This is a genomic window from Ciceribacter sp. RN22 (assembly GCF_024054295.1).
GTDB classification, from domain to species: domain Bacteria; phylum Pseudomonadota; class Alphaproteobacteria; order Rhizobiales; family Rhizobiaceae; genus Allorhizobium; species Allorhizobium lividum.
In genome coordinates, this window is sequence record NZ_JAMXLD010000002.1 from 26,716 (window position 1) to 53,404 (window position 26,689).

29 protein-coding genes and 1 pseudogene are annotated in these 26,689 nt (G+C 63.6%); 8 read left to right on the forward strand and 22 right to left on the reverse strand.

Translation table 11 applies throughout. From position 1 onward, the window contains the following. The 3 genes from NHF53_RS15235 to NHF53_RS15245 all read right to left on the reverse strand — a co-directional run. On the reverse strand, window positions 1-674 hold a 674-nt coding region (locus NHF53_RS15235; RefSeq protein ID WP_308218662.1), incomplete at its 3' end, for an SDR family oxidoreductase. 27 nt (window positions 675-701) lie between these two features. Next, window positions 702-860, reverse strand: coding sequence for a hypothetical protein (locus tag NHF53_RS15240; RefSeq protein WP_252835009.1), 159 nt, complete (start codon window positions 858-860; stop codon window positions 702-704). Then, a complete protein-coding gene (locus NHF53_RS15245; RefSeq protein ID WP_114363552.1) occupies window positions 853-1,182 on the reverse strand; it encodes an L-rhamnose mutarotase in 330 nt (109 codons plus the stop codon). Before NHF53_RS15245 ends, NHF53_RS15240 begins: the two co-directional genes overlap by 8 nt. 355 nt (window positions 1,183-1,537) lie before the next feature. Here NHF53_RS15245 and NHF53_RS15250 point away from each other — a divergent pair, with 355 nt between their 5' ends. Then, on the forward strand, window positions 1,538-2,326 hold the full coding sequence (locus tag NHF53_RS15250; RefSeq protein WP_252835010.1) for an IclR family transcriptional regulator: 789 nt from the start codon (window positions 1,538-1,540) through the stop codon (window positions 2,324-2,326). Window positions 2,327-2,401: 75 nt separating this feature from the next. After that, a complete protein-coding gene (locus tag NHF53_RS15255; RefSeq protein ID WP_252835011.1) occupies window positions 2,402-3,238 on the forward strand; it encodes an amidohydrolase in 837 nt (278 codons plus the stop codon). A 237-nt stretch (window positions 3,239-3,475) separates the two neighbouring features. Here the strand turns inward: NHF53_RS15255 and NHF53_RS15260 are convergent. Further along, window positions 3,476-3,722: pseudogene (locus tag NHF53_RS15260) on the reverse strand (CoA transferase); the annotation flags it as partial. Between the two features lie 255 nt (window positions 3,723-3,977). Between NHF53_RS15260 and NHF53_RS15265 the strand changes: the two are divergent. The 5 genes from NHF53_RS15265 (at window position 3,978) to NHF53_RS15285 (ending at window position 10,568) form a co-directional block, all read left to right on the forward strand. Continuing rightward, complete coding sequence (locus NHF53_RS15265; protein ID WP_252835012.1) at window positions 3,978-4,943, forward strand: sugar-binding transcriptional regulator; 966 nt, start codon at window positions 3,978-3,980, stop codon at window positions 4,941-4,943. A gap of 420 nt (window positions 4,944-5,363) precedes the next feature. Then, window positions 5,364-7,112 carry an acetate--CoA ligase gene (gene acsA / locus NHF53_RS15270; RefSeq protein WP_252835013.1) on the forward strand — a complete coding sequence of 583 codons (1,749 nt, stop codon included), beginning with the start codon at window positions 5,364-5,366 and terminating at the stop codon, window positions 7,110-7,112. Then, window positions 7,109-9,121 (forward strand): pyruvate dehydrogenase (acetyl-transferring) E1 component subunit alpha, encoded by a 2,013-nt coding sequence (gene pdhA, locus NHF53_RS15275; protein WP_252835014.1) that lies wholly within the window; start codon window positions 7,109-7,111, stop codon window positions 9,119-9,121. Before acsA ends, pdhA begins: the two co-directional genes overlap by 4 nt. Beyond that, the gene (locus NHF53_RS15280) at window positions 9,118-10,317 is read left to right on the forward strand and encodes a dihydrolipoamide acetyltransferase family protein (RefSeq protein WP_252835015.1); all 1,200 of its coding nucleotides are present in this window, start codon (window positions 9,118-9,120) and stop codon (window positions 10,315-10,317) included. The genes pdhA and NHF53_RS15280 overlap by 4 nt, the downstream gene beginning before the upstream one ends. Next, the gene (locus tag NHF53_RS15285) at window positions 10,314-10,568 is read left to right on the forward strand and encodes an acyl carrier protein (RefSeq protein WP_114363543.1); all 255 of its coding nucleotides are present in this window, start codon (window positions 10,314-10,316) and stop codon (window positions 10,566-10,568) included. The genes NHF53_RS15280 and NHF53_RS15285 overlap by 4 nt, the downstream gene beginning before the upstream one ends. Window positions 10,569-10,865: 297 nt before the next feature. Here the strand turns inward: NHF53_RS15285 and NHF53_RS15290 are convergent, their stop codons facing one another. The 6 genes from NHF53_RS15290 to NHF53_RS15315 all read right to left on the reverse strand — a co-directional run bounded on the left by NHF53_RS15290 (window position 10,866) and on the right by NHF53_RS15315 (window position 15,140). Further along, on the reverse strand, window positions 10,866-11,675 hold the full coding sequence (locus NHF53_RS15290) for an IclR family transcriptional regulator (RefSeq protein WP_252835016.1): 810 nt from the start codon (window positions 11,673-11,675) through the stop codon (window positions 10,866-10,868). 18 nt (window positions 11,676-11,693) lie between these two features. Further along, window positions 11,694-12,083, reverse strand: coding sequence for a RidA family protein (locus tag NHF53_RS15295; protein WP_252835017.1), 390 nt, complete (start codon window positions 12,081-12,083; stop codon window positions 11,694-11,696). 19 nt (window positions 12,084-12,102) lie between these two features. Further along, entirely contained in the window at window positions 12,103-12,873 is a 771-nt protein-coding gene (locus tag NHF53_RS15300) for an amino acid ABC transporter ATP-binding protein (protein ID WP_252835018.1), read from the reverse strand. Between the two features lie 11 nt (window positions 12,874-12,884). After that, on the reverse strand, window positions 12,885-13,550 hold the full coding sequence (locus tag NHF53_RS15305; RefSeq protein ID WP_252835019.1) for an amino acid ABC transporter permease: 666 nt from the start codon (window positions 13,548-13,550) through the stop codon (window positions 12,885-12,887). A gap of 9 nt (window positions 13,551-13,559) precedes the next feature. Beyond that, complete coding sequence (locus NHF53_RS15310) at window positions 13,560-14,222, reverse strand: amino acid ABC transporter permease (RefSeq protein ID WP_252835020.1); 663 nt, start codon at window positions 14,220-14,222, stop codon at window positions 13,560-13,562. Between the two features lie 75 nt (window positions 14,223-14,297). Next, the gene (locus NHF53_RS15315; protein WP_252835021.1) at window positions 14,298-15,140 is read right to left on the reverse strand and encodes a transporter substrate-binding domain-containing protein; all 843 of its coding nucleotides are present in this window, start codon (window positions 15,138-15,140) and stop codon (window positions 14,298-14,300) included. Window positions 15,141-15,316: 176 nt separating this feature from the next. Between NHF53_RS15315 and NHF53_RS15320 the strand changes: the two genes are divergently transcribed. After that, window positions 15,317-16,396: a D-TA family PLP-dependent enzyme gene (locus NHF53_RS15320; RefSeq protein ID WP_252835022.1), complete on the forward strand. Its 1,080-nt coding sequence runs from the start codon at window positions 15,317-15,319 to the stop codon at window positions 16,394-16,396. A gap of 63 nt (window positions 16,397-16,459) precedes the next feature. Here the strand turns inward: NHF53_RS15320 and NHF53_RS15325 are convergent, their stop codons facing one another. The 12 genes from NHF53_RS15325 to NHF53_RS15380 all read right to left on the reverse strand — a co-directional run bounded on the left by NHF53_RS15325 (window position 16,460) and on the right by NHF53_RS15380 (window position 26,643). Next, the gene (locus NHF53_RS15325) at window positions 16,460-16,945 is read right to left on the reverse strand and encodes a VOC family protein (RefSeq protein ID WP_252835023.1); all 486 of its coding nucleotides are present in this window, start codon (window positions 16,943-16,945) and stop codon (window positions 16,460-16,462) included. Window positions 16,946-17,013: 68 nt separating this feature from the next. Continuing rightward, on the reverse strand, window positions 17,014-17,664 hold the full coding sequence (locus tag NHF53_RS15330) for a glutathione S-transferase family protein (RefSeq protein ID WP_252835024.1): 651 nt from the start codon (window positions 17,662-17,664) through the stop codon (window positions 17,014-17,016). A gap of 76 nt (window positions 17,665-17,740) precedes the next feature. Beyond that, entirely contained in the window at window positions 17,741-18,367 is a 627-nt protein-coding gene (locus NHF53_RS15335) for a TetR/AcrR family transcriptional regulator (protein ID WP_252835025.1), read from the reverse strand. A 111-nt stretch (window positions 18,368-18,478) separates the two neighbouring features. Then, window positions 18,479-19,369 carry an energy transducer TonB gene (locus NHF53_RS15340; protein ID WP_252835026.1) on the reverse strand — a complete coding sequence of 297 codons (891 nt, stop codon included), beginning with the start codon at window positions 19,367-19,369 and terminating at the stop codon, window positions 18,479-18,481. Continuing rightward, window positions 19,366-19,839, reverse strand: a complete 474-nt coding sequence (gene exbD, locus NHF53_RS15345; protein WP_252835027.1) for a TonB system transport protein ExbD — start codon at window positions 19,837-19,839, stop codon at window positions 19,366-19,368. The genes NHF53_RS15340 and exbD overlap by 4 nt, the downstream gene beginning before the upstream one ends. A 4-nt stretch (window positions 19,840-19,843) precedes the next feature. After that, on the reverse strand, window positions 19,844-20,725 hold the full coding sequence (exbB, locus tag NHF53_RS15350) for a tonB-system energizer ExbB (RefSeq protein ID WP_374591208.1): 882 nt from the start codon (window positions 20,723-20,725) through the stop codon (window positions 19,844-19,846). A 307-nt stretch (window positions 20,726-21,032) separates the two neighbouring features. Continuing rightward, the gene (locus NHF53_RS15355) at window positions 21,033-21,323 is read right to left on the reverse strand and encodes a YARHG domain-containing protein (protein ID WP_252835029.1); all 291 of its coding nucleotides are present in this window, start codon (window positions 21,321-21,323) and stop codon (window positions 21,033-21,035) included. Window positions 21,324-21,511: 188 nt separating this feature from the next. Further along, the gene (locus NHF53_RS15360) at window positions 21,512-22,297 is read right to left on the reverse strand and encodes an SDR family oxidoreductase (protein WP_252835030.1); all 786 of its coding nucleotides are present in this window, start codon (window positions 22,295-22,297) and stop codon (window positions 21,512-21,514) included. Window positions 22,298-22,346: 49 nt separating this feature from the next. Then, window positions 22,347-23,297 carry a sugar-binding transcriptional regulator gene (locus NHF53_RS15365; protein WP_114363531.1) on the reverse strand — a complete coding sequence of 317 codons (951 nt, stop codon included), beginning with the start codon at window positions 23,295-23,297 and terminating at the stop codon, window positions 22,347-22,349. A gap of 20 nt (window positions 23,298-23,317) precedes the next feature. Next, window positions 23,318-24,787 (reverse strand): FGGY family carbohydrate kinase, encoded by a 1,470-nt coding sequence (locus NHF53_RS15370; protein ID WP_252835031.1) that lies wholly within the window; start codon window positions 24,785-24,787, stop codon window positions 23,318-23,320. A gap of 81 nt (window positions 24,788-24,868) precedes the next feature. Continuing rightward, on the reverse strand, window positions 24,869-25,834 hold the full coding sequence (locus NHF53_RS15375) for a transketolase family protein (protein ID WP_252835032.1): 966 nt from the start codon (window positions 25,832-25,834) through the stop codon (window positions 24,869-24,871). Further along, window positions 25,834-26,643 carry a transketolase gene (locus NHF53_RS15380; RefSeq protein WP_252835033.1) on the reverse strand — a complete coding sequence of 270 codons (810 nt, stop codon included), beginning with the start codon at window positions 26,641-26,643 and terminating at the stop codon, window positions 25,834-25,836. Before NHF53_RS15380 ends, NHF53_RS15375 begins: the two co-directional genes overlap by 1 nt. Between the last annotated feature and the right edge of the window lie 46 nt (window positions 26,644-26,689).

Consider the following 26,689-nt stretch of genomic DNA (forward strand, 5'->3'; position numbering starts at 1 on the left):
CCGGCGATTTCTTCCGGGGTTCCGAGCCGCCCCATCGGCTGGCGGGCGATGAAGGCGGCGCGCGCCGTCTCGTAGTCGCCCTGCGCCTTCATGCGCTCCTGCAGCGAAGGGCTCTCGACCGTGCCGGGGCAGATGGCATTGCAGCGGATGCCTTGCGCGACGAAGTCGGCGGCGACCGACTTGGTGAGCCCGATGACGGCGGCCTTGGTCACGGTGTAGGCGCAGCGGTTGGGCACGCCCTTCACGCTAGAGGCGACGGAGGCCATGTTGATGATCGAACCGTCACCCTTCTCGATCATGCCGGGCAGCACGGCGCGGATGGTGCGGATCATGGCGCGGACGTTGAGATCGAAGGCGAAGTCGAGGTCCTTGTCGGCCATGTCCAGCACGGTGCCGGAATGGACGAAGCCGGCGCAGTTGAAGAGGACGTCGAAGGGTCCGGTCCCGGCGACGACCTCTGCCACCGCCGCATCCTTCAGGACGTCAAGCACGCGGGTCTCGACGGCGAGCCCTTCCGCCTTCGCCTCGGCCGCAAGGCTCTCGAGCGCCCCCTCATTGATGTCGGTTGCGACCACGCTCGCGCCCGCCCGCGCAAAGGCCAGCGCACTCGCACGGCCGATCCCCTGGCCAGACGCCGTCACAAGTACGCGCTTCGATTGAAGGGGGAGGGACATATCTTCTTCCTTTTCTCTGATGCGCGCTCAGGCCGCCTTCGGCCGGCGCTCGACGATGTGGATGTGATCGGCTGCGAGCACGATCTCGCCCTTCTGGTTGATGACGTCGGTGTGACGTGCGGGACGGCTCGTTCCCCTCTGTCCGACAGACCAGAGGGGGTGGTTCGCGAAGCGTGCGTCATGCATGGAAGAAGACTTCCGGCATTTGCGCCCACCATTCTCCCTCCTTGCGGCTCGCAAGCGGCTCTTGGCAGGGGATGCAGACGGACCACCATTCCTGGGTTTTCGGATCGGCCGCCATCTTCGCCATGTCGGCCGCATAATCGGCGCCGTGATATTCGAAGAAAGAGAAGAGCAGGTTCTCCGGCTCCTTGAGGAAGATCGAGTAGTTCTTGATGTTGCAGGCGGAGATCATCGAAAGCACCTCGGGCCAAACGGCCGCGTGGAGGCGCTTGTATTCCTCGATCTTTTCCGGCCGGACGCCGATCACCATGCCAATGCGTTGCATTTTCTCCTCCTCTAGCGAATGTCGTGGTCGAGGCCGGCATGGTACGGGTGGTAATCGTGTGCCAATCCCGCGCGATGCCGAGGCCAGTGCTGACGGCAGCGCCATGTCGTTCTGTTCCCGGGCAGATGGGGCCAACGCGGTTCCATCAGGAAATTCGGGCACACCGACAAGCCGATCGTGACGCTCGTCCGGAACCCGGGCATTCTCTCCTCCCATGTGGGCTCACGCCGCAGCCCTTGCCAATGAGTGCATTATTCATATACAAACCATTTATTCATGTTTCGTCAAGCCGAAACTATTGTAGAGGCCTGATTATCCGTATATGAAAGGTTGTATTCACTAAGGAGTGAAATACGTGGCTGACGACGAGAATGATCGCTACCGTGCGCCTGCGCTCGACAAGGGGCTCGACATTCTCGAGCTTCTTGCCGCCGTCGATGGCGGACTGACGCAGGCCGAAATCGCCAAGCGCCTCGAACGCAGCCCAAACGAATTCTACCGGATGCTCGACCGCCTTGTGAAGCGCGGCTATGTCACCAGGATCGACGGGGACCGCTTCACCCTGACGCTGAAGCTCTTCGGTCTCGCACAACTGCACGCACCGGTTCGCCGTCTCGCCTCCTTTGCCATTCCGCTGATGCGCGAGCTTGCCGAGGCTTCCCGTCAGGCGAACCAGCTGGTGGTCTTCGACCGCGGCAATCCCGTCGTCATCGCGCAGCAGGAGGCGCCCGGCTACTGGGGTATCTCGATCCGTGTCGGTTCACGCATCAGCCTGTTCGATACGGGCTCCGGACACGTCCTTCTTGCCTTCCGTACACCCGAGGAGCGCCAGATGATGATTGCCGAATATCTCGGCAGCGGCGGCGACGAGAGCAAGGTGACGGCGGAATTCCTGGGCCGGCTCGACCAGATACGCTCGCGCGGCTACGAGATGATGCCGAGCGCCCAGACCGCGGGCGTCATCAACCTTTCCGCGCCCGTCCTCGGGGCTGACGGCAAGGCGATCGCTGCGCTCACCGTGCCCTATATCACGCTGATCAACACGCCGGCCGCTCCGGACATATCGAGCACGATCCACCTTCTCGCTGAGACGACGCGCCGGCTTTCGGAAATGGCGGGATCCGGGTTCCAGAGTGAATCCTGAGTTCTACAAAATTCGTATTTGAATAGATGATTTTTCTGTGGCAGGGTTTTCGTGTCAAAGAGGAGGACCCGCGGCATGATCATCGACACGCACCTGCATCTCATCTACCGCGAGCGGCTTTCCTATCCGTGGCTGAAGAGCGTGCCTCCGCTCGACGCCGACTTCACCTATGAGCGCTATGTGCAGGAAGCACGGCGTCTCGGCATCGGCGCGGTGCTTCACATGGAAGTCGATGTCGCGGAGGAGGAGATCGAGCGCGAAACGGATCTTGTCAGCGGTCTCGCCGGAGCGGAGGAAAGCCTCCTCGTCGGCGCGATCGCCTCCTGCCGGCCGGAACAGGCAAGTTTCGCCGACTATCTGGAGCGGGTCCGGGCCAACGGCTTCGTACGCGGCTTCCGCCGTGTGCTGCACGTGGTGCCTGACGACGTTTCCGAGGGAAGCCTCTTCCGTGAGAACATCCGGCGGCTGGCCGGGACGGGTCTGACCTTCGATCTCTGTGTGCTGCCGCACCAGATCGAGAAGGCCATCGCCCTTGTCGATCTCGCACCGGACGTTCCGTTCATTCTCGACCACTGCGGCGTGCCCGACATCAAGGGCGGCGGTTTCGGTGTCTGGGAGGGGCCGCTCGCGGAGATTGCCCGGCGGCCGAATGTGACGGTCAAGCTTTCGGGGCTGCCTGCCTACGGCGCGGAAGACTGGACGCTCGAGCACCTGAAACCGTATTTCGCGCATGTCGTGGAGAATTTCGGTTTCGATCGCATGGTCTGGGGCAGTGACTGGCCCGTCTGTACCCTCGGCGGCGGCCTTTCTACGTGGATGGGGGCAACCCAGGCCCTGCTTTCCGGTGTCAGCCTCGAGGACAAGGAAAAGGTGTTCTCCGCCAACGCCAGGAGAATATGGCGGCTGCCGTGAGACAGGACGCCGGATCGAAGTCGGGAAGGTTTGCGGAAGCGGGGGCGATCAACCCCCGAAGCTCTTCGGGAACCCGTCGTTCGGGTGAGTCGATCGCAAGCTCGAAGGAGATGTCACCCGAGACCGCGTCGTTGACGATACGGGAAGCCTGTTCCCGGAAGGGCATGTAGCCATTGTGACGGGGCCGCAGCCACGCGCCTTCCAGCGTGCGGCGGTCGCGCGGTAGGGCGACAGTGTGTCTAGGCCGAGCCGCTCGATTACGCCGGGGCGGAAATTCTGGATCATTACGTCGGTCTTCGCCAGCAGCTTGCGCAGGAAGGCGAGGTCCTCCGGGTTCTTGAGGTCGATGCGGAGGCTTTCCTTGCCGCGATTGATCGCATGGAAGAGTGTGGAGTCGCCGCAGCGAACAATAGGGACCCGAGAGGAACTGGCTCATGTCGACAACGGTCAGGCCTGTCAGCAACGATTCAGATCTATGCTGCATTCCTCGCTCCTCCCGCCCGCCGGTGGGTTCCGTTGTGCAGATTTTCGCGCAGAAATTCTTATTTGAATTTTTAGTTCACATATGAGTAATTCGCGCAAGCGCAAACCGATCTGAAACCGCCGCCCGAGACAGCCATGGCGGCTTTGCACCGGCGACGGGGAACCGCCACCGGCCACAGCCGCGCGCAGTCCCCCGCGGTTTGACAGGGATCGCAAAACTTGGCAGCACTGGCGGGGAAGCGGGGCGGAAGACCGGATGGCGAGACGATCGGAAGGGCAGACACGACTGGATGATGCAGCGCGGGCTGGCTGGCTCTACTATGTCGCCGGCCGAACGCAGGACGAGATCGCCGCGGCGATGGGGATTTCGCGCCAGAGCGCGCAGAGGCTCGTCTCGCTTTCCGTCGCAGAGAAGCTGATCAAGGTCCGGCTCGATCATCCGATTGCCGCCTGCATGGAACTCGCCGAGGCCTTGAAGGACAAGTTCGGCCTGAAGCAGGTCGAGGTCGTTCCGTCCGACGGCGGAGGGGATTCCGCGACCGTCGGCGTGGCGGAAGCGGGTGCCGCCGAACTCGAGCGCTGGCTGAAGCAGAGCGAACCGCTGATCATCGGCATGGGGACGGGGCGCACGCTTCGCGCGGTGATCGACCAGCTCTCGCCCATGGAGTGCCCGCAGCACAAGATTGTGTCGCTTACCGGCAATATCAGTCCGGACGGGTCGGCCGCCTATTTCAACGTCATCTTCTCTATGGCGGACGCCGTGAAGGCACCGCATTTTCCGATGCCCCTGCCGGTTCTCGTCTCCTCACGCGCGGAACGCGATCTCCTGCGCAGCCAGCCGCTCGTGGCGCCGACGATCGAACTCGGTTCGAAGGCGGACGTCACCTTCGTCGGCATCGGCCATATGGGGCTTGATGCGCCGCTGCTCCTTGATGGTTTTCTGAAGCGTCCGGAAATGGAGGCCCTCCTCGGGACTGGCGCTACCGGCGAGATCTGCGGCTGGGTCTTCGGGGCAGACGGCAACCTTCTTGACGATCCGGTCAACGAGCGTGTCGCGAGCATTTCGATCCCTTCGCGGGAAAGCTCCACCGTGATCGGCCTTGCGCGCGGCCGGCGCAAGCATGCGGCAATCCGGGCGGCCGTAGTCGGCGGCCACGTCAACGGGCTGATTACGGACGAGGAAACCGCACACTACCTGCTGAAGACGACAGCGGCGCCCTGAACCGCAGACGCCGCCGCCCGTCGTCGGGTTCGACCGGCGTCAGAGAAGCGCGATCTTGCCCGTCGCAAGGTCATATTGTGCCTCGACGACCTTCACTTTTCCCGACGTCACTTATTCCGACAGGATCGGCGAGGCCGTCTCGAGGCGGTGCGCCGCCAAGCGCACATTTTCCGCGATCGACGCGGACAACAGGTCGGCGGGCTTCGCCTTTTCACTCCGCCGGCGCGCTGTTCCAAACCGTCTCTCGCAATTGTGGTTGATTGATATAGGCCAACAACAATGTAATTATATCCGAATAAAAGAATAAGAAGCGTCGTCGGGGATCGCTCCGGTAATGGCCGGCGGCGAAAGGCGTTCGATGAACCGGGGGCAGGCGGCGATCGCAGGTTGATGCCGGGTCAAACCGGAGGGGAGGCAGGGATGGAGGTCATCACCAAAGACCGGAGCACCGTCGAGGGCGCGAATTTTTCGAGCTACGAGGTTTTGCGCAAAGACTTCACCTGGGACAAGGCCCGCTCCCTTCTCGACGGACTGCCGGGTGGCGGACTCAACATCGCCCACGAGGCGGTCGACCGCCACGTCGCCGACGGTCTTACAGACAAGGTCGCCATTCGCTGGATCGCCAAGGACGAGAGCCGTCACGACTTCACCTATGCCGACCTCAAGGACCGGACGAACCGCTTCGCGAACGTGCTTGCGTCGCTCGGCATCGGGAAGGGAGACCGTGTCTACGCGCTCTTGGGGCGCGTGCCCGAACTCTACGTCGCGGCGCTCGGGACGCTGAAGGCCGGCGCGGTCTTCTGTCCGATGTTCTCGCAATTCGGGCCCGAGCCGGTCAGGGCGCGCATGGAAATCGGCGACGCGCGCGTGCTGGTCACATCGGCCGCGCTCTTCAAGCGCAAGGTGGCCGGCTGGTGGCGTGAGCTTCCGGGTCTTGCCCATGTCCTCATCATCGACAGTGACGGCGAGCCGCCGCAGGGGACGTCGGACCTTCGCAAGCTGATGGCCGAGGCGTCGCCGCACTTCGAGGTGGCACGGACCATGCCGGAAGACATGGCGCTTCTGCATTTCACGAGCGGCACGACCGGCCGGCCGAAGGGTGCGGTGCACGTGCATGAGGCAGTAGTCGCGCATCACGTCACGGGTCGGATCGCGCTCGATTTTCACCCCGACGACATCTTCTGGTGCACGGCCGATCCGGGCTGGGTGACGGGTACCTCCTACGGCATCATCTCCCCGCTGACGAACGGCGTGACGATGATCGTCGACGAGGCGGAGTTCGACGCCGAGCGCTGGTACGGTATTCTCGAGGCCGAACGGGTCAACGTCTGGTACACGGCACCGACGGCGATCCGCATGCTGATGAAGGTCGGCGCCGGGCCGGCGAAGCGTCGTGATCTCTCCAGCCTTCGTTTCATGGCGAGCGTCGGCGAGCCGCTCAATCCCGAGGCGGTCGTCTGGGGCAACGAGACCTTCGGCAAACCCTTTCACGACAACTGGTGGCAGACGGAAACCGGCGGCATCATGATCGCCAACTATGCCGCGATGGACGTAAAGCCCGGCTCCATGGGCAAGCCGCTTCCCGGGATAACGGCCGGCATCGTGGAGAAAGCCGAAACCGGCGTGCGCGAGGTGACGGCTCCGATGACGATCGGGCATCTGGCCCTTCGACCCGGCTGGCCGTCGATGATGCGTGCCTATCTCCATGAGGAGGAGCGTTACCGCAAGTGCTTCCTCGACGGCTGGTATCTCTCCGGCGACCTCGCGATGCGGGATACCGACGGCTACTACTGGTTCGTCGGGCGGGACGACGACGTGATCAAGAGTTCCGGCCATCTGATCGGCCCCTTCGAGGTCGAAAGTGCGTTGATGGAGCATCCGGCCGTCGCCGAGGCTGCGGTCATCGGCATCCCCGACGAAACGGCGGGGGAGGTGGTCAAGGCCTTCGTTGCGTTGAAGCACGGATACGAGCCCGGTGAGGAGCTCGAACTCGACCTGCTCGGCCATGCCCGGCGCCGCCTCGGTCCGGCCGTCGCGCCGAAACAGATCGCCTTCCGGACGAACCTTCCGAAGACCCGTAGCGGCAAGATCATGCGGCGGCTCCTGAAGGCCCGCGAACTCGGCCTCCCCGAGGGAGATATCTCCACGCTCGAGAGTGACGAAAGATGACCAGCGACAGCAGCCTCAAACCGCATCTCACCCGGGAGCATTCGCTGAACCTCCTGAAGCAGATGATCCGTATCCGGCACTTCGAGGACAAATGTGCCGAGCTTTATACCCAGGAGAAGATCCGGGGATTCCTGCACCTCTACGATGGCGAGGAGGCGGTCGCCGCCGGCGTCATTCCCGTGCTGGACGACGGGGATCGCCTCGTCGCCACCTATCGCGAGCACGGGCATGCGCTGGTGCGCGGCGTGCCGATGGGTGCGGTGCTGGCCGAAATGTACGGCAAGGCGGAGGGGTGTTCCGGCGGGCGCGGGGGCTCGATGCATCTCTTTTCGAGCGCCCGCAACTTCTATGGCGGAAACGCCATCGTCGGCGGTGGCCTGCCGCTTGCCGTGGGGCTCGCGCTCGCGGACCGGATGCGGGGCGAGGACCACGTCACGGTCTGCATCTTCGGCGAAGGGGCGGTCGCCGAGGGCGAGTTCCATGAGAGCCTCAACCTTGCCGCGCTCTGGGACCTGCCGGTCCTCTTCGTTTGCGAGAACAATCGCTATGCGATGGGCACGGCGCTGGAACGGTCCGAGGCCGAGACCGACATTCACCGGAAGGCGGAAAGCTACAGGATCACGAGCGAGGCGGTCGACGGCATGGACGTGGTTGCCGCCGAAGCGGCGGCAAGGCGCGCCGTCCATGCAATCCGCGAGACCGGAAAACCCTATTTCCTGGAGTTCCGAACCTATCGCTTCCGCGCCCATTCGATGTTCGATGCGCAGCTCTATCGCGACAAGGCCGAGGTCGAGGCGTGGCGGGCCAAAGGCCCGATCGTCCGCTTCCAGTCGTGGCTCACGCAGAACGGCATCGTCCACGAGGCCGACATTGCCGCGATCGAGACGGAGGTCGCAAGCGAGATCGCGGAGGCGGTCGCATTTGCCGAGGCCGGCACCTGGGAACCGCTCGAAACGCTGACGCGGGATGTCTATGCGGATGTGCGGCCGCCCGTGCCGGCAATTATCCCGCCGTCGGACGAGACCGTCGAGATCAGCTACCGTGAAGCCGTCAAGGCGGCGATCGTCGAGGCGCTGGAACGGGACGAGAAAACCTTCCTGATGGGAGAAGACGTCGGTCGCTATGGCGGTTGCTATGCCGTCAGCAAGGGCCTCCTCGAACAGTTCGGGCCCGAACGCATCCGTGACACGCCGCTTTCGGAATCGGGCTTCACCGGCGCGGGGATCGGTGCGGCGATCGCCGGCATGCGGCCGATCGTCGAGGTGATGACAGTGAACTTCTCGCTGCTCGCGCTCGATCAGATCGTCAACACTGCCGCTACGCTCCGCCACATGTCGAACGGCCAATTTCCGGTTCCGGTCGTCATCCGCATGGCGACGGGCGCCGGCCGGCAGCTCGCCGCCCAGCATTCCCACAGTCTCGAGGGCTGGTATGCCCACATTCCCGGCATCCGCGTGCTCGCGCCGGCGACGCTCGAGGACGCCCGCGGCATGCTCTGGACAGCGCTTCAGGAACCGGATCCGGTGCTGATCTTCGAGAACGTCATGCTTTACAATCGCACGGGCCGGCTGGCCGCAAATGCCGGTCCGGTCGACATCGACCGTGCCGCCGTCCGTCGCGATGGACGCGACGTGACCCTCGTCACCTACGGAGGCTCGTTGTTCAAGACGCTGGAGGCCGCCGAGCAACTGGCGAAGGAGGGCATCGAGGCGGAGGTGATCGACCTCAGATCGCTGCGACCGCTCGACATGGACACGATCCTCGCCTCGGTCGGCAAGACGCATCGGGTACTGATCGTCGACGAGGGCTGGAGGACGGGCAGCCTTGCCGCCGAGATAGGGATGCAGATTGCCGAGCGCGGTTTCTTCGATCTCGATGCGCCGCTTGCCCGCGTCTGCAGCGCGGAGGTGCCGATCCCCTATCCCGCCCATCTCGAGCAGGCGTCGATTCCGCAGACTGCGACGATCTTTGCCGCGGTCAAGGCAATGTTCGGAAAGGGCGGACCATGAGCACCTTCCACATGCCTTCTCTCGGCGCCGACATGGAGGCGGGGACGCTGGTCGAATGGCTCGTCAAGCCCGGCGCGACCGTCCGCCACGGCGATGTCATTGCCGTCGTTGAAACCCAGAAAGGGGCGATCGAGATCGAGGTCTTTGAGGACGGTGTCTTCGAGAAGAGCCTCGCGGCGATCGGTGACAGGCTGCCAGTCGGTGCGCCGATGGCAGTGATCGCCCATCCCGGTGAGGCTGCCGTCGAAGCTCCGGCGCCTCCGGTTTCCGTGGAGGCAGTGGAGACGATCGCGGCAGCCGTCGCCCCGCCTCCCGTTCCGCAGGCCGTGCTCGTGGTTTCGGCCGCGCCGGGGGTAGCCAAACGCATTCCTGTCACGCCGGCGGCGCGACAGCGCGCGGAACAGTTGGGAATTGCGCTGGCGGAGCTGCGTGGCAGCGGCCCCCGGGGCGAGATCGTGCTTGCCGATGTGGATGCACGAAAGGAACCTGAGGGCGCGCCGCAAGAAGGCGAGGCAGCACCGGCGGGACAGACGATGACGGGTATGCGCGCCGCGATTGCCGCCGCGATGGCGCGATCGAAACGCGAGATCCCGCACTATTACCTCGCCCACACGGCGGAACTCGCGAAGGCCGAGACGTGGCTCGCCGCCTACAATGCCGGCCGGGACGCCGCAAGCCGGATGCTGCTCGGCGCCCTTTTCGTCAAGGCCGTGGCCGTCGCGGCAAAGGGCTACCCGGAGTTCAATGGCCAGTACCAGAACGGCGCATTCGCGCCGGCGAGCGCAGTGCATGCCGGCGTGGCGATCAACCTCCGCGGCGGTGGGCTCGTCGCCCCGGCGATCCATGATGCCGACCGGCTGCCCCTTCCGGAGCTCATGGAGAAGTTGAAGGATCTCGTCGCTCGCGTGCGCGCCGGACGTTTCCGGGGCTCGGAACTGGCCGACCCGACAATCACGATCTCGAGCCTCGGGGACCGGGGCGTGGAGACGCTCTATGGCGTCATCTATCCGCCGCAGGTGGCGATCGTTGGTTTCGGCACGCCCGCGACGAAAGCTGTCGTCGAAGACGACCACATCGTGCCGCGACGCGTCGTCAGCCTGTCGCTCGCCGGCGATCACCGGGTCAGCGACGGTCATCGCGGCGCGCTTTTCCTCGGCACCATTGCAGATCTGCTCCAGCGACCGGAGGCGTTATGACCGCACAGGACATCGAAAATGCCATCAAGGCGGAGTTGCGGCGGATCGCGCCGGACATCGATCCCGCCGAGATTGTTCCCGACCGTTCGCTACGGGAACAGTATGACCTCGATTCAATCGACTTTCTCAACCTGATGGCGGCACTCGGCAAACGGTTCGGTTTGCCGATGCCCGAGGAGGATTATCCTCGTCTTGCGACCATCTCGGCAATTGTCGCCTATATCGCGGAGAAGATCGGGCAGCCGCGGTGAAGGCTTTTCCTTGGAGTGTGTCGACCGCAGGTTGTCCCAGTCCAAAACCCATCTCGCGATCCGCGACAAGCCGCCGATGAGCCAGGCACCCGCATGGCAGTAATCCGCTTGCGTGCGCCGATCGTCAGGAGGCGGGACCTGAGCTTGTCACGCGTTTCGGGCGAAGGGGAGGTCGCACGAACCGCCCCCGTTCTTTCCGGCAGGGCCCGAAGGACTTGGACGCCGAAGCCGCAACGATCGTTTCCGGGACCCGGTCTCCTGCAAAAGGCGAGGGACCAGATCTTGCATCACCCGATGCTATCTCGAACTCGCCGCGATTGCCTTCGTTTCGGGATGAAATCCAAGTTTCTCGGAAATTTCTTCTGCGGCCTTCAGCAGGCTGGCGAGGTAGGCTTCGCGGTTGCGCAGCCCGTCCTCGCGCGGCGTGACGAGGCAGAGTGTTGCGATACAGGTGCTGTCGGCCTGGTAGATCGGCACGGCAAAGCAATGGGTAAAATTCTCGACTTCGCTGTTGAACGTGAAGTACCCGTCACGGCTCGCCTGGCGCACCTGGGCGATGAACTCGGACGGCTGCATCTGTCGTCCGTTGGGGAGGACGAAATCCTCCGGCGGGATGAAATCGACGATTTCCTGATCGCTCAGATGCGAGACCAGCAGGCGGCCGGAGGCGGTCCACGGGATCGAAACCAGTTCGCCGACACTGGACGAAATCCGGAAAGGCCGGATACCCTCGCGCATCATGGCCACCGTGTACTTCCTGCCTTCCAGCAGGCACATCTGCGCCGTCTCGCGGGTCTCCTCGGCCAGTCGCACCAGCATGCGGTCACATTCGCGCATCAGGTCGAACTGTTCGGCATAGGCCGTGCCCAGGAAGTAGAGGCGACGGCCGAGATAGACGCGGCCGTCACCCCCCTGATAATCCAGCATGCCATGGCTCAAAAGGAGGTTGACCAGTTCATAGACCGATGACCGGGGCGCCCCGATTTCGGATGCGATCTCGTTCGGCCGCATCGGCTGCCGCTTCACGCGGAGGAACTCGAGGATCTCGAAGGCGCGATCCAGTCCCCGGGTGCGTCGCGACACCATATCGCCTGCGGCCTCGGCCATGCTTTTCTCCAATCGTTGTCAGGCGCGATCAGCGCGGTAAGCCACGCAGTCGACCTCTACCTTGCAATCGACCATCATACGCGACTGAACACAAGCACGTGCCGGAGGATGGTCTCCGAAGTACTCGGCATAGACCCCGTTGAAACTCCAGAAGTCGCGCGGGTCATCGAGCCAAACGCCGACACGAACCACGTCTTCGACGCCGTACCCAGCTTCATGCAGGATGGCAATGAGGTTTTCGATCGCCTTGCGGGTCTCCGCCACGATGCCACCGCGGATGATCTCGCCCTTCTCCATCGGCACCTGCCCGGAGACGTAGAGCCATCCGTTCGCTTCCACCGCGCGCGCAAAGGGAAGTGGCTGGCCGCCTGCACCGGATTCGCCTGCGCCGTAACGTTTGATCGTCATAGAATTCTCTCTCTTTCTTTCAGTTGAAACTGGATGTCTTCAGGAACTCGGCAAGCCGTTCGGTCTTCGGCTTGACAAACATCTCCTTCGGGTCGCCTTCCTCGCAGATGACGCCCTGGTTCATGAAGATCACGCGGGTGGAAACCTCGTAGGCGAAACGCATCTCGTGGGTGACGAGCAACATGCTCATGCCGTCGGCGGCCAGACCCTTGATGACCTGCAGGACTTCGCCGACGAGTTCGGGGTCGAGCGCCGATGTCACCTCGTCGAACAGCATCAGCTGCGGCGACATGGCAATCGCGCGGGCGATTGCGACGCGCTGCTGCTGGCCGCCGGATAGCTGGCCGGGATAGTGATCGCCGCGGCTCGCGAGCCCGACACGGTCCAGCCATTTCTCGGCGATGGCACGTGCCTCGTCGCGGCTCATCTTCTTCACCTTGAGAAGTCCGAGCATGATGTTCTGCAGGGCGGTCATGTGCGGAAAGAGATTGAACTGCTGGAATGCCATGCCGGTCATCGCCCGCTGCCTTGCAATTTCCTTTTCGCTCTTGCGCTTGCGAACGCCACCGGCGTGGTCGTAGCCGATCTCTTCGCCGGCAAGACGGATATGACCGCCCTGGAAGTCCTCCAGCATGTTGATGCAGCGAAGCATCGTCGTCTTGCCGGATCCGGACGAACCGATGATCGAGATCACCTCGCCTTCGCGCATGGTGCAGTCCACGCCCTTCAGCACCTCGAGCGTGCCATATTGCTTGCGCAGACCCTGGATTTCGAGAAGTAGCTTGCTCATGACATGCGGCCTCAGGCGGGAATGGCCGTCTTGCGCTCGACGTATTTGCCGAAGCGCTCGATGCCATAGTTGATGACGAAGTAGAGAAGCCCGGCAAAGAAATAGAACTGCAGGCTCATGAAGTTGCGGGAGATGATCTCCTGGGTGCGGAGCAAGAGCTCCGCCACGCCGATGACGGAAAGGAGCGTCGAGGCCTTCACCATCTCGGCGGCCGTATTGACCCAGGCCGGCAGGAATTGCCGAAGGGCCTGCGGCCAGAGCACGTAAACGAAGGTCTGGCCGAAGGTGAGGCCAATGGCCTTGGCGGCCTCGGTCTGGCCCGTCGGGATGGCTTGCAGGCCACCTCGAACGATTTCACCGACATGCGACGAGCAGAAGATCGCCAGCGCCAGCACCCCGGCCTGGAACGGCCCGAGCTCAATGCCGACGGTGGAGAGCACGTAGTAGCTTGCCAGAACCAGCACGAGCACCGGCGTGCCGCGAATGAAGTCGGTATAGGCGCGGACCACGAGGCGGAGCGCACGGTTGCCGTAGACCAGCGACAGGCCGACGAGCACGCCGAGGAGGGAGCCCGCGATGATCGACATGAGCGAGATCGAGACGGTGACGCCGAGACCCTTCAGGATCACGTAGCGTGCCAGCCAGAGCTGATCGAGGAAGGCTGAGAAATCCATCATGATTTCGACCTATCTTGGAACGGCCAGCCGCCGCTCGGCGACGCGCATGAGGGCCGCGAGTACGGAACAGGTGGCGACATAGAGGCCTGAGGTGACGATCCAGGTTTCGATCACGCGGAAGGTTTCGACGTTGATCTTGCGCGCCTCGAAGGTGAGTTCCGGCACGGCGATCGCCGCGGCGAGCGACGTATCCTTGAACAGTGAGATCACGGTGGAGGAGAGCGACGGAAGCACGTTGCGAAACATAAGCGGCGTGATGATCGAGGTACGGATCTGCATGGGCGTAAGACCGATGGCGAGACCGGCTTCCGTCAGGCCCTTGGGGATCGACAGGAGACCGGCGCGGAAGACCTCGGCGAGATAGGCGCCGGAATAGACGGCCAGAACGGCGACGAAGCTCTCGATCTTGCCGAGCCGCACGCCCATTTGCGGCAGCGCGAAATAGGCAAAGAGGACGAGGACGAGGATCGGCAGGTTGCGAACGATCGTCACGTATGTCGCGGCCGGCGTCTTCAGCCATGCGCTTCTGGAGACCAGTGCAAATGCGACCATCAGCCCGATCAGTGCGCCGATCAGAATAGAGACGAAAGCCAGCCCGAGGCTGAGAAGCAATCCTTCGAGAAGTTGGTCGAAGCTGCGCCAGACGGCGGAGAAATTGAGCGTGTAGCCCATGGCGGGGTCCTGCCATAGAAGGTGAACGAAGGACGAAGGGCCTTGGCCCTTCGTCCCGATGACAGTGCTCGCGTCTTACTTGAACTCGACCGGGAAGCCGATCTGCGGCGGGGCCAGATCCTTGCCGAACCACGTCTTGTAGGACTTCGCATAGAAGTCGAACTCGACGCCGGTCATGGCCTCGTGCAGCGCCGTGTTGACGAAGTTCAGCCAATCCTGGTCACCGCGCTTGACGCCGCAGGCGTAGGTCTGCGGATTCCAGCCGTAGCCGGCGTCCTTATAGCGCCCCGGGTTCTGCGTCATGTACCAGGCAAGCGACGACTGGTCGGTTGCTGCGGCATCGGCACGGCCGGATTCGAGCGCCTGATAGATGAGGTCGACGGATTCATACTGGTCGACAGTCGCTTCGGGGAGTGCGGCATGCACCATGTCTTCGGCATAGACGTTCTGCAGGACCGAAATGGTGACCGAGGAGCCGGCGGCCTTAAGCGCAGCGTAGTCGGCATATTTGCCGTCGGCCTTCAGCATCAGGCCGACGCCTTCGCGGTAGTAGGGAATGGTGAAGGCGATCTGCTGGGCACGTTCGCCGGTGACGGTCATGAACTGGCAGGTCAGGTCAACCTTGTCGGTCGTGATGTTGGGAATGCGGGCGTCGGAAGACTGGTTGACGTACTCGATCTTGTCCGGGTCTCCGAACAGGGCCTTTGCGACGATACGGCCCATATCCACGTCGAAGCCTTGCAGCTTGTCGTCGGCGCTCTTGAAATGCCAGGGCGCGTTCGTGCTGCCGGTGCCGAGCACGAGGTGGCCACGGGCAAGGACCTCGTCGAGCTTGCTGCCGTCGGCGAGAACCGGCGTGGAGGAAAGGAAGGTTGCGGCGACCAGCGACATCAGGCCGGCGCGGAAGGAAATGGTCATGGCGTTCCCCTGGGAATTGAGTGTTTCTTCTGAAATCCAATATAGCGGACATATGTCTGTTTTACCGGATTGACATATCAACGCCCGTGGAGGATGTCTTGTCAATAGCCATTGCGATGCAGCGCTAAGCAGTGGCACGTCCCTGCCGCGCTGCATCCATCAGTACCGAGGTTCTCATGTCCTTTTCTCCCGAAGACCTGGCGGCGATCGACACGCCGGCTGTTCTGATCGACCTGGACGTCGCCAGGCGCAACATCGAGCGTTTCCAGCACTATGCGGATGACCACGGGCTTCGCGTCCGACCGCATATCAAGACGCACAAGCTTCCGGCCATCGCCGAGATGCAGCTTGCGGCCGGCGCGGTCGGCATAACCTGCCAGAAGGTGTCGGAGGCCCAGGCGATGGTTGCGGGCAGCCGTGCCATCGCCGATGTCCTGATCACCTACAACATCGTCGGCTCTGAAAAGCTCGATCACCTGAAGGCACTTGCCAGGAAAGTGACGTTGTCCGTCGTCGCAGACAGCCGCGCCGTCGTGGACGGGCTGTCCGGGGCGTTTCGCGGCGAGCCGCAGCCTCTCACCGTCCTGGTGGAATGCGACACCGGCGCAAACCGTTGCGGTGTCCTGACGCCTGAAGCGGCGGAGGCTCTTGCTGCGCATATCCATGCGTCGCCTGGTCTCGTCTTCGGTGGTCTCATGACCTACCCTCCGGCGGGAGGCGAGGCGGCCGTGGAGCGCTTCATGGAGGAGGCGAAGAGCCGCATCGAGGCACGGGGCATCGCCGTCCCCGTCATCACCTCGGGAGGCACGCCCTCGATGATGCATGCTGCGGAAGCCCCGGTGACGACCGAGTACCGGCCCGGGACCTATGTCTACAACGACCGCTCGCTGGTATCGCGTGGAACTTGCGGTTGGGACGACTGCGCCTTGAATGTGCTCGCAACTGTCGTTTCGGTGCCGGCACCGAACCGCGCCATTGTCGACGCCGGGTCGAAGACCTTGACCTCTGATCTTCTCGGGCTCACCGGCTATGGCCACGTGCTCGGGCGCGACGATATCGCGATCGACCAGCTCTCCGAGGAGCATGGACGATTGGTGAGCCAGGGACCGATCGGTCTTGCTGTCGGCGAAAAAGTCCGGATCGTGCCGAACCACGCCTGCGTGGTGACCAACATGGTCGATGCCGTCGTGGTGACGGGCGACGGTCGGACGACCCCGGAGACATGGCCGATCGTTGCGCGTGGAAAGATCGTCTGACGCGGCGAGGTTCGCCTCCTTGTTCTGGTGGTCCGGCCGGGAACAACCGGCCGGACCGGCCGCTCATGACCGGTTTGCGGCCGCGGCTTCAAGCGTCGCGATGTCGATCTTCTTCATCGTCATCATCGCTTCGAAGGCGCGCTTTGCCTCGCCGGCGTCCGAACTCGTCGTGAGCTCGATCAGTCTCCGTGGCGTGATCTGCCAGGAGAAACCCCAGCGGTCCTTGCACCAGCCGCATTCGCTCTCTGTGCCTCCGTCCCCGGTGATGGCATTCCAGTAACGGTCCGTCTCCTCCTGGTTTTCGGTGAGAACCATGAAGCTTACGGCTTCGTTCGGCGTGAAGACCGGGCCGCCGTTGAGGCCGAGGAAGCGCCGGCCGAGCACCGTGAATTCGACCGTCAGTTCGGTGCCCGCACCGCCGCCGGGAAAATCGCCGGGGGCGGTGCTCACCTTGTCGACGTGACTGTCGGGAAATGTCGTGGCGTAGAACTTTGCGGCCTTGCTTGCTTCACCATGGTCGAACCACAGGCAGGTAACGAGTTCGGTCATTTCCATTCTCCTTACGTCTTCGGGTTTCGGGTGCTGTTCGGCGCCGCCGCTCGGCGGGGCCGTGGTCGTCAGGCAGGCGGCTTGCCGGCATTGATCGCCAGTTGCGCGGCGAAAGCGCGCTTGTAGGCGGGCCGCCCCTCGCCGCGGGCGACATAGGCGGAAAGGTTCGGATACTCGTCGAGGATCCGCGAAGATCTCAATCTGATGAGGACCGAGACCATCATCAGGTCGCCGGCACTGAACTCGCCATCGAGCCAGTCGGCGTTGCCGAGGCGGGCGGAAAGATCGTCGAGCCGGCTGCGGATGCGGTCGTCGACGAGGCGCAGGCGCTGCTCGCACCAGGGCTCCTTCTGTTCCGATATCCAGGTCGTTGCACGGTCGAGGATCGGCGGCTCCACGGTGTTCAGAGCCGCGAACATCCAGGTGATCGCGCGGGCCCGGGCATTTGCCTCCGTCGGCAACAAACCCTCGTGGCGCTCGGCGATATGAAAGACGATTGCTCCGCTTTCGAAGAGCACGAGATCGCCTTCTTCGTAAGTCGGGATCTGGCCGAAAGGATGAACTGCCTTATGTGCCGGCTCCTTCATTGCGCTGAACGAGACGAGGCGGACATTGTAGGGTTGCCCCACCTCCTCGAAGGCCCAACGGACGCGGGTGTCACGTGCGAGTCCCTGACCACCGTCCGGCGAACGTTCGAAGGCGGTAATGGTGGGTGTCATCGGAAAGCTCCTCGATTTCGCGTCGTCTCCGATCCTCCTCGAAGACCCTGACCGCCTGTTGTCGGGGCGGCATCACTCAGAGGCTCTGCCGCTCTGCTCCGGCGCCGAAGAGCAATCGGATGTAGCGGCTGAGGTGGTCGATGCTGTCTGCTGCGATTTCGGCTCCACCCGTGGCCTTTGCCAGGATGAAGGCACCCTGGATGACGGCCTGGGTGTGGAGCGCGAGTGACTTCGCCGTCCAGTCGGGCGCCATCTCGCGCTCGCGCATCGCCGCTTCAATGTCGGCTTCGAGTGTCATGGCATGACTGGCGATGCTGCTTGCGCAAGCGTCGCGGATGGCAGGCACCGTCTCGTAGGTCTCCTGCACCATGGTGCCGACGAGACAGGTGAAGTCCGGCAGGTCACCCGCGAGAAGCGCCTTGCGGAACTCGAGATAGTCGAGGATCCGGACGAGAGGGGCAGGGTGGTCGTGATAGGACGCGCCGGCGAACAGTGCCCCCGTCATTTCAGACCAGTGGTTGGCCGCGGCGACGCCGAGTTCGTTCTTGCTTTTGAAGTGGTGGAAGAAGGCACCCTTGGTGACGCCCGCGGCCGCGCAGAGTTCGTCGACCGTAGTGGCCGAATAGCCCTTCGTGCGGATCACCGTCAGGGCGGCGTCCAGCAGCTTGGCTCTCGCATCCTGTTTGGTGACTGATCCGGGCATCATGTTCTCCTCCAATGAAGCAAGTACCGACTAGTTGGTATGTAGTCAACAAGCCGTGTCTCGCGCATTCGTTCGAGGGAACAGGTCGCACCGCTCGCCGTGGGGGTGTCTTCAGCGTATGTCGAAGCGAACCGGCGCGACGATTGTCGTACTGGCGCCCGGCGGCGGCGGCGGTACGGGAGAGGCGCGTCGGACAAGGTCCAGAACCGCCTCGTCGAGGGTAGAATGACCTGACGACCTCGAAAGCGAGACGGACAGCACATTCCCGGAGGTGTCGATCCGGAAACGCACATAGACCGTGCCTTCCTGATGAGCCGATCGTGCCGCCGCGGGATAGCGTTTTCTCCGTTCGAGATGTGCCATGAGCCGAGATTGCCAGCGCGCGGGAGAGACTGCCGTGCCCCGGCCGGCGGTTGTCTCGGAAGCTGCAGTGCGTTCGGACTTGGTGACGTCGATCTTGGCTTTGCGGGCCGCCTGCGAGGGCGGCGGTGCCTTGTGGGCGGGTGCCGGCGTCGGGGGCGCAGGGCGGGTGACGGGCAGGGGAACTTCGACGTTCTCGAGAGCCGCAAGAACCTGCTGTTCGATCGGATCCGGCTCCTCCTGCTGCGGTGGCACCGTCGTCGGTTCGGGGCCGGGGATAACCTTCTCCGCCGGTCTGTCCTCCGCCGGAGCGAGCGGTTCCGGCGGCGTCGTATCGCTTGTCTCCAACGGTTTCGGTTCGTCGGGGGCGGGTGCGGGATCTGCTGCAGGGGAGATGATCTCGTCCGCATCCACATTGTCGGGAACGATCTCTTCTTCCCGGGGTTCCGTCGCTTCCGGTTCTGCGGCGAGCTCGATCATGATCGCCGCCTGCGGGCCCGGATCGGCGCCGATCTCCGTGGGCGTGTGCATCATAACGGCAAGGGCAGCAGCGTGGGCGGATGCAACGATCAGTGCCGCAGCGCCCCAGGCGAGACTGTCCCCGGCGAGACTGCGGCGAAAGTCGTTGAGCAATACGGTCACGGCGCCTTTGCCTCATTGCGCGGCGCAGCCCCGGCGCCTTCCGCGTTAGCCGGTACGCTCTCGAGGCCCACGAGCGCGATCTTCAGGTAGCCGGCATCGCGCACGAGGTTCATGACCTCCATGAAGTGCCCATAATCGACGACCTTGTCCGCCCGAAGAAAAATGCGGCTTTCGTGATTTCCCTCGGTTAGTCGTTCAAGGCTTGCCCCCAGCCCGTCCCGGCTGACGGGACTGTCGCCGAGCATCAGTGAAAGATCGTCCTTGAGCGTCAGGTAGATCGGCTTTTCAGGCCGCGGAACGGCCTTCGCCGTCGATGCCGGCAGGTCGACATTGACGTCGACGGTGGCGAGCGGTGCGGCGACCATGAAAATGATGAGAAGCACCAGGATTACGTCGATAAAGGGCGTGACGTTGATCTCGTGGTTTTCCGAGAGTTCGTCGCCGTGGCTTTCGCGGATTCCTCCGGCCATCGACCTATTCTCCTGCGAATGTCGGCTTCGCGCGGCCGGCGCCGGAGAGCTTGCGAAAATCGAGGTCGCGGCTGACGATCCGTTCTATCCCGGCGGACGCGTCGGCCAGAAGATGCCGGTAGCCCGTGACCGATCGCGCGAAGACGTTATAGATGACGACAGCGGGAATGGCCGCCACAAGGCCGATCGCTGTCGCGAGCAGTGCTTCGGCGATCCCGGGAGCCACGACGGCAAGATTGGTCGTCTGGGCCTGCGAGATGCCGATGAAGGAGTTCATGACGCCCCAGACGGTGCCGAACAGGCCGACGAACGGAGCCGTGGAACCGATTGTCGCCAGCACGCCGGTGCCCTTTGCCATGCGGCGGCCCGCTCGTGCTTCGGTCCGTTCGAGAGCGGAGCCGACGCGGGCCTTCAGGCCCTCGCTGCCCGCATGATCGATCGCCGGATCAGAGAGTTCGATTTCCCGCTGAGCAGCGAGGAGCATGTCAGCGACCGTGCCGCTGCGTCCTGCGAGCGCAGTGAGTGCGCCCGCCATCGTGGGGTTTTCCGACAGGAGGCGCAGACCGCGGCTGGCACGATATCTTGCGGTTGCAAGCTGCAGCGTCTTGGCGAGCCATATGGTCCAGGTCACGACGGAGGCGAAGCCCAGAGAAATCATCACGGCTTTGACCACGTTGTCAGCGGCCAGGAACATTCCCCAGGGCGAGAGATTGTGCGGCAGTGCGGAAGGAGGAAGCTCGACCGTAACGTCTTCCACGGACGGCTGCGCAGGCGAAGGCAGCGACTGCACGATGTCCGTCGACGTCGGACCACTCTGTTGCTGCGCAAGGGCTGTCGTCATTGCGCCATCGCTCCAGAGCGCAAGACATGTGATGAGAAGAGCCATAGCGGCAAATGGGAGAGAACGGGTCCGCACCGTCAGGTCCTTTCACGAAAGCAGGTCGGTGACGCAATGGTCCGAGACGCGGACCGTGCAACCGCCTCTGGAGACCTGATAATAAACATGAGTAAAAAAGACAAGTAATAACTCGAAAGAAACCACAAGCAGCCCCCGGAGTCCCGTCGGGCGGCTTTCCGCCGTGATCACGATGCGCGAAAGGCTAGGCTTTCCAGGCCACGAGTCTGTTCAGCCGGGAAGCGGAATTCCAGGCCGGGAGGCGAGAAGTGAACTCGGTGAGCCGGCGCCTTCGGGATCAGCGGCAACCGTAATAGCGTTCCCACTGCTCTATGAGGTTGACGCGCCGCGTTTCGCTGCGCGTGAGTTTGCCGAAGGGTGGGAAACATCCCCGTCCAAAAACGCTGCGCGCGCGGTCGGTTTTGAAGCAGTACCCCTTGGCGGCATAAATGGCGTTCCTCTCGTACCAGAGCTCGTCACAGCTCATCCGGCCGTAATCCTGCGCGAATGCCTGCGCGGAGGTCACGGCGTAAAGCGGAACGACAATTGCGAGCATCGAGACTGCGGCGGATATTCTCTCACGGGTCATGGCGAGATCCTCTTGGGGCCGATAGCCGCCGCATATTAGCACGAATGCGCGAATGACGACTGACACAGGTCAAGTCCGGCACCTGGCTCGGGGATAACGGAATGCGACGTGGGATCGTCGATCCGCCCGATGCGAAGGTAGGCTCAGCCGAGATGGGCCGATCAGATCGGCAGCCACCGGCGACACGCTCACGACATGATCAGCCCGCCATCGACGTTGATCGTCTGTCCGGTGATGTAAGCCGCATCGGTGGAGGCGAGAAAGGCGACGAGTGCGCCGACTTCGGCCGGCGTGCCGGCGCGGCCCATCGGAATGCCCTCGACCCATTCTGCCATCAGTTCACCGGGTCCGTAGTCGCCGAGCATCTTGCCCCAGACGCGGTCGTTGTAGTCCCACATTTCGGTGTGGATGATGCCCGGGCAGATGGCATTGACGGTGATCCCCTCGCGGGCCAGCTCCTTCGCGAGGCTCTGGGTCAGTCCGACGACCCCGAATTTCGAGGCTGCATAATGCGGCGTATAGATGAAGCCCTGGCGTGCCTGGCCGGAGGCGGTGTTGATGAGCCGCCCCTTTGTTCCGCTGGCGCGGAAACGGCGGATCGCCTCCTGGCAGCAGAGGAACACGCCCTTGGTGTTGACGTCGAGATTGAGGTCCCATTCCCGCTCGGTGAGGTCTTCCACCTTGGCGATCGTGATCACGCCGGCGTTCTGGACCGAGACAGACAGCGTCCCGAGCCTTGCCTCAGCCTCCGCATAGGCCTTCCGCACTGCGTCGGCATCGGTCACGTCCAGCACGAGCCCGATGACCTCCGCCCCGGTCTCCCGTGCGAGATCCGCCGCGGCGTCTGTGGTGTTCTTTTCGATCGCGGCGATGGCGACCTTCGCGCCTTCTTCAGCGAAGCGCCGGGCGATGCCCAGTCCTATCCCCTTGTTTCCCCCCGTGACGAAGACGGACCGGTTGGAAAAACGCTGCATCGTCTCACTCCTCCGCTTGCAGCCGATCCGGCAGTCCGTCCCCAGGAGGTCAGGCTGTCAGCCTCGCTGCCGTGAATTTGTCCGTCACAAGGACGTCGATGATACCCATCTTCAAGGCGCCGGCGATCGCCTGGGTCTTTGATTCCCCGCCGGCAACCGCCATCACGCGGTCCGCCTTCCTCAGGTCCTCGAGCGACATGCCGATGACCCGCTCGTTGAGCGGCGTCTCGACCGGTTTGCCGTCACGGTCGTAGAAGCGGAACGAGATTTCGCCGACCGCGCCTGCCTCCTGCAGCATCGCCATTTCCTGCCGCGAAAAGACGTTACCGGAACGGGCCAGGAGTTCCGAAGGCTCGACCGCACCGATGCCGATGATCGCGAGGCTCAGCCGCCCGAACAGGTCCATGGTGCCGCGCACGACCGGGTCGGCGAGCATGACGAGCTTCGCCTCGCGCGACGAGGTGATGCCCTGGACGAGCAGCAGCCGTGGTTCGCCACCCGTCAACTTGGCGAGCCGGGCAGTCAGCTGCGTGGCATGGGTCTGGACCGATGCATCGCCCATGCCGCCGAGGATCTGCACGATGTACTTGGCCTTGGCGCTTTTCAGCGGATGAATGTTGTCGACCATGCGCAGGATGGTCTGGCTCCAGCTCGAGACGCCGATGATCTCGTCCTGCCGGAGGGTCACCTCCAGAAAATGTGCCGCGGCCTCGCCGATGCGCGCCATGATGGCGCCGTCACGATCCTCGGAACAGTCGATGACGATCGCTTCCGTCAGGCCGTAACGCTCGCGAAGTGCGGTTTCGAGATCGGCAAATGTGCCCGGCGGCGGAATGACGGTGGTCCGGACGATACCCTCCAGCTCGGCCCGTTTCAGCATCCGGGAGACGGTTGCCTGAGACATGTGCAGGCCATCGGCGATCTCCGCCTGCCGCTTGCCCTCGACGTGATACATCTGTGCAACGCGGGCGATCAGTCGCAACTCGTTCAGGCGTCCCATGGTCCCTCCGGGGTGAATTTTTATTCACCCATAATTGAAGTCGCGGGAACCGTCGAGCGGAAGATTGCGTCCTGCCACACCCGAAGTCGCTCGGCGGCATCGGAGGCTCGCGGGGCAAGCGCGATTCTGCTGCGCGGCAGAGCGGCAATGGTGTCGAGATCGGGCCAAACGCCGAGGGAGAGACCCGCCAGATAGGCGGCTCCAAGCGCCGACGCCTCCGGCGCTTCACTCTGGATGATGGCGTGGGCGAGCGTATCTGCGACGCATTGCATGAGGAAGGTGTTCTTGCTGGGCCCTCCGTCCGCATAAAGGCGACCGAGGGGGGCGGGCGACTGTGCCGACATCGCCCTGAACACGTCGTGCACCTGAAAGGCCATGGAGTCCGTCACCGCGCGGGCCATCTGCGCGCGGGTCGTGTTGAACGTGATGCCAGCAAAGAGCGCCCGGGCGTCGGCCTGCCAGTAGGGTGCGCCGAGACCGACGAAGGCCGGGACGAAGCCGGGCCCGCCGGGCGCTGCCGTTGCCGCGAGGTCGACGAGAGCCTGGACGTCGGGAAGGCCGAGGATTTCGGTCATCCACGGCAGGGCCGAGGCAGAGACCAGAATGTTGCCCTCGAAGGCATAGGTCGGCTCGCCGTTGATCGACCAGGCGATCGTCGTCGTAATGCCGTGCTCGGGCGCGATGAAGCGGGGCAATGTCGTCATGATCGACGAGCCGGTCCCGAAGGTGACCTTCCCGTCGCCGGGGCTGAAGGCCCCGTGGCCGAAAAGGGCTGCATGGCTGTCGCCGATCGCTGCCGCTATCCGGATTCCGTCGCGCAGGCCCGGCACGTTGCGCGTTGCGCCGAAGTCGGAGGCACTGTCGTGCACCTCCGGCAGGACCGCTCTCGGCACGCCGAAGAGCTCGCACAGTTCGTCGCTCCAGGTATTGCGATTGAGATCGTAGAGCTGGCTGCGTGCGGCATTGGACGCATCACACGCGTGCGCGGCACCGTCGGTCAGGCAATGGATCAGCCACGCGTCGATCGTCCCGATCCGCAGCGAGCGATCAGCCGGCGCGCGGTCGAGCAGCCATTTCATCTTCGGGCCGGGAAACATCGGGTCGATCGGCAGACCCGTGAGCGCCTGGACGCGGTGCGAATGCCCGGCCGCGTTCAGGTCGGTGCAGACCGGTGCGCTGCGGCGGCATTGCCAACTGACCACGGGGCCGAGCGGCTCGCCGGTCTCGGCATCCCAGATGGTCACCGACTCCCGCTGGTTGGAAATCGCGATGCCGAGCACATCGACCGGAGGCCCGGCGCCGAGGCATTCGGCAATCGCTTCCTGCACCGACTGCCAGATCCGCAAGGGGTCCTGTTCGACCCAGCCGGGTTGCGGGTGCGAGATCCCGACGGGCGCCGATCCGCGCGCCAGAATTTCCCCTTCAGTCGAGACGAGCACGGCCTTTGAATTCGTGGTGCCTTGGTCGATGGCGAGGATGGCGGTGATCATGATGTCTCCACAGACGGACGTTGGCGGGCGCGGCAAGAGGGGTGTTCTGCCGCGCCCGGCACGGATTTTAGACGCGCATCGTCAGATGCGTGAAGACTTCCGTGCGATCAGGGTCTTTGCCGCGTCCACGATCCCGGCGGGCGACATGCCGAATTCGTCCAGGAGGAATTCGGCCGAGCCGGTGGGCGCAAAGATCCCCGGAACGCCGAGAATTTTCATCGGCACCGGCACCTCGGCGACGACGACCTCGGCGATTGCAGAGCCGAGCCCGCCGAAGGTCGAATGTTCCTCTGCCGTGACGATGGCGCCGGTCTCCCGCGCCGCCGCAACAACTGCCGCGACATCGATGGGGCGCACCGTCGCCATGTTGAGGACGCGCGCCTCGATCCCCTCAGCGGCCAGGATGTTCGCAGCCTTCATCATGCGGTGTGTGAGGGTGCCGTTGGCAATCAGCGTGACGGCGTCGCCGTCGCGCAAGAGGTTGGCCTTGCCGAGCTCGAATTGGTGGCCCGGTGCCAGGAGGTCGGGGACCCCGACACGCGACAGGCGCAGGAAGACCGGACCCTCGTAAGCTGCCGCCCATTCCACTGCGGCGGCCGTCTCGATCGAGTCGCAGGGCGCGATCACCGGAAGATTCGGCAGCACGCGCGTCCAGGCGAAGTCCTCGATGGAGTGATGCGTCGGGCCGAGCTCGCCATAGGCCATGCCGGACGAGATGCCGACCAGCTTCACGTTGGCGTTCGAATAGGCGATGTCGGCCTTGACCTGTTCCAGCGAGCGGCCGGTGAGGAAGCAGGAGGCGCCGCAAACGAATGGCAGAAGGCCGCCGTTCGCGAGACCGGCGCCGACGCCCACCATGTTCTGCTCGGCAATGCCCACATTCACCAGGCGCTCCGGCCATTTCGACTTGAAGCCGCCGAGCTTCGACGAGCCGACCGAGTCGTTGCAGACGGCAACGACCTTCGGATTTTCCGCCCCGAGCCTTTCCAGCACGGAAACGAAGGCGTCGCGACAATCGTGGAGCTTGGGGGACGTCACGGCGTTCATCACAGCGCCTCCGAAAGTTCGGCCATGGCAATCTTGTACTGTTCGGCATTCGGCACCTTGTGGTGCCAGTCGACCTTGTCCTGCATGAAGGAGATTCCGTGGCCTTTGTTGGTGTGGGCGACGATGCAATGCGGGCGTTCGCCACGTCGCTGAAGAGCTGGAACGATCTCACCGATGTTGTTGCCGTCGATCTCGGTCACCTCCCACCCGAAGGCTTCGAGCTTGGCCGGGAAGGGGGCGAGGTCGTTCGTGTCCTTCAGCGCCGCGCCCTGCTGGAAGCGATTGTGGTCGATGATCAGGGTGAGATTGTCGAGGCCGAACTGGGCCGCGGACGATATCGCTTCCCAGTTGGAGCCTTCCTGCATCTCGCCGTCACCGGTCAGCACGTAGGTGTGATAGGCTGCACCGGTCAGCTTTGCGGCCTTCGCCATGCCGACAGCGACGGGCAAACCGTGCCCGAGTGGTCCGGTATTCGTCTCGACGCCGGGAACCTTGTTGCAGTTCGGGTGCCCGTTCAGGCGTGAGTGGGGCTTCAGGAATGTCGAGATCTCGTCTTCCGGGATGAAGCCACGCTTTGCCAGCGTCACGTACAGCGCCAAGGCGACATGACCTTTCGACAGGACGAACCGGTCCCGATCCGGATGCTTCGGCTGGTCGGGCCAAATTCGCAGCACCTGGAAGTAAAGCGCAGTCAGAATGTCGATAGCAGACATTTCACCGCCGATATGGCCGGCGCCCGCTTCGTAAACCGCCTGGAGATCGCGAAGACGTATCTGTCTGGCGATGCGGTCGAGATCGTTCGGCTGCATGAAATCCTCATTGTGAATAAATATGCCGTACGTCATATAATTGCAC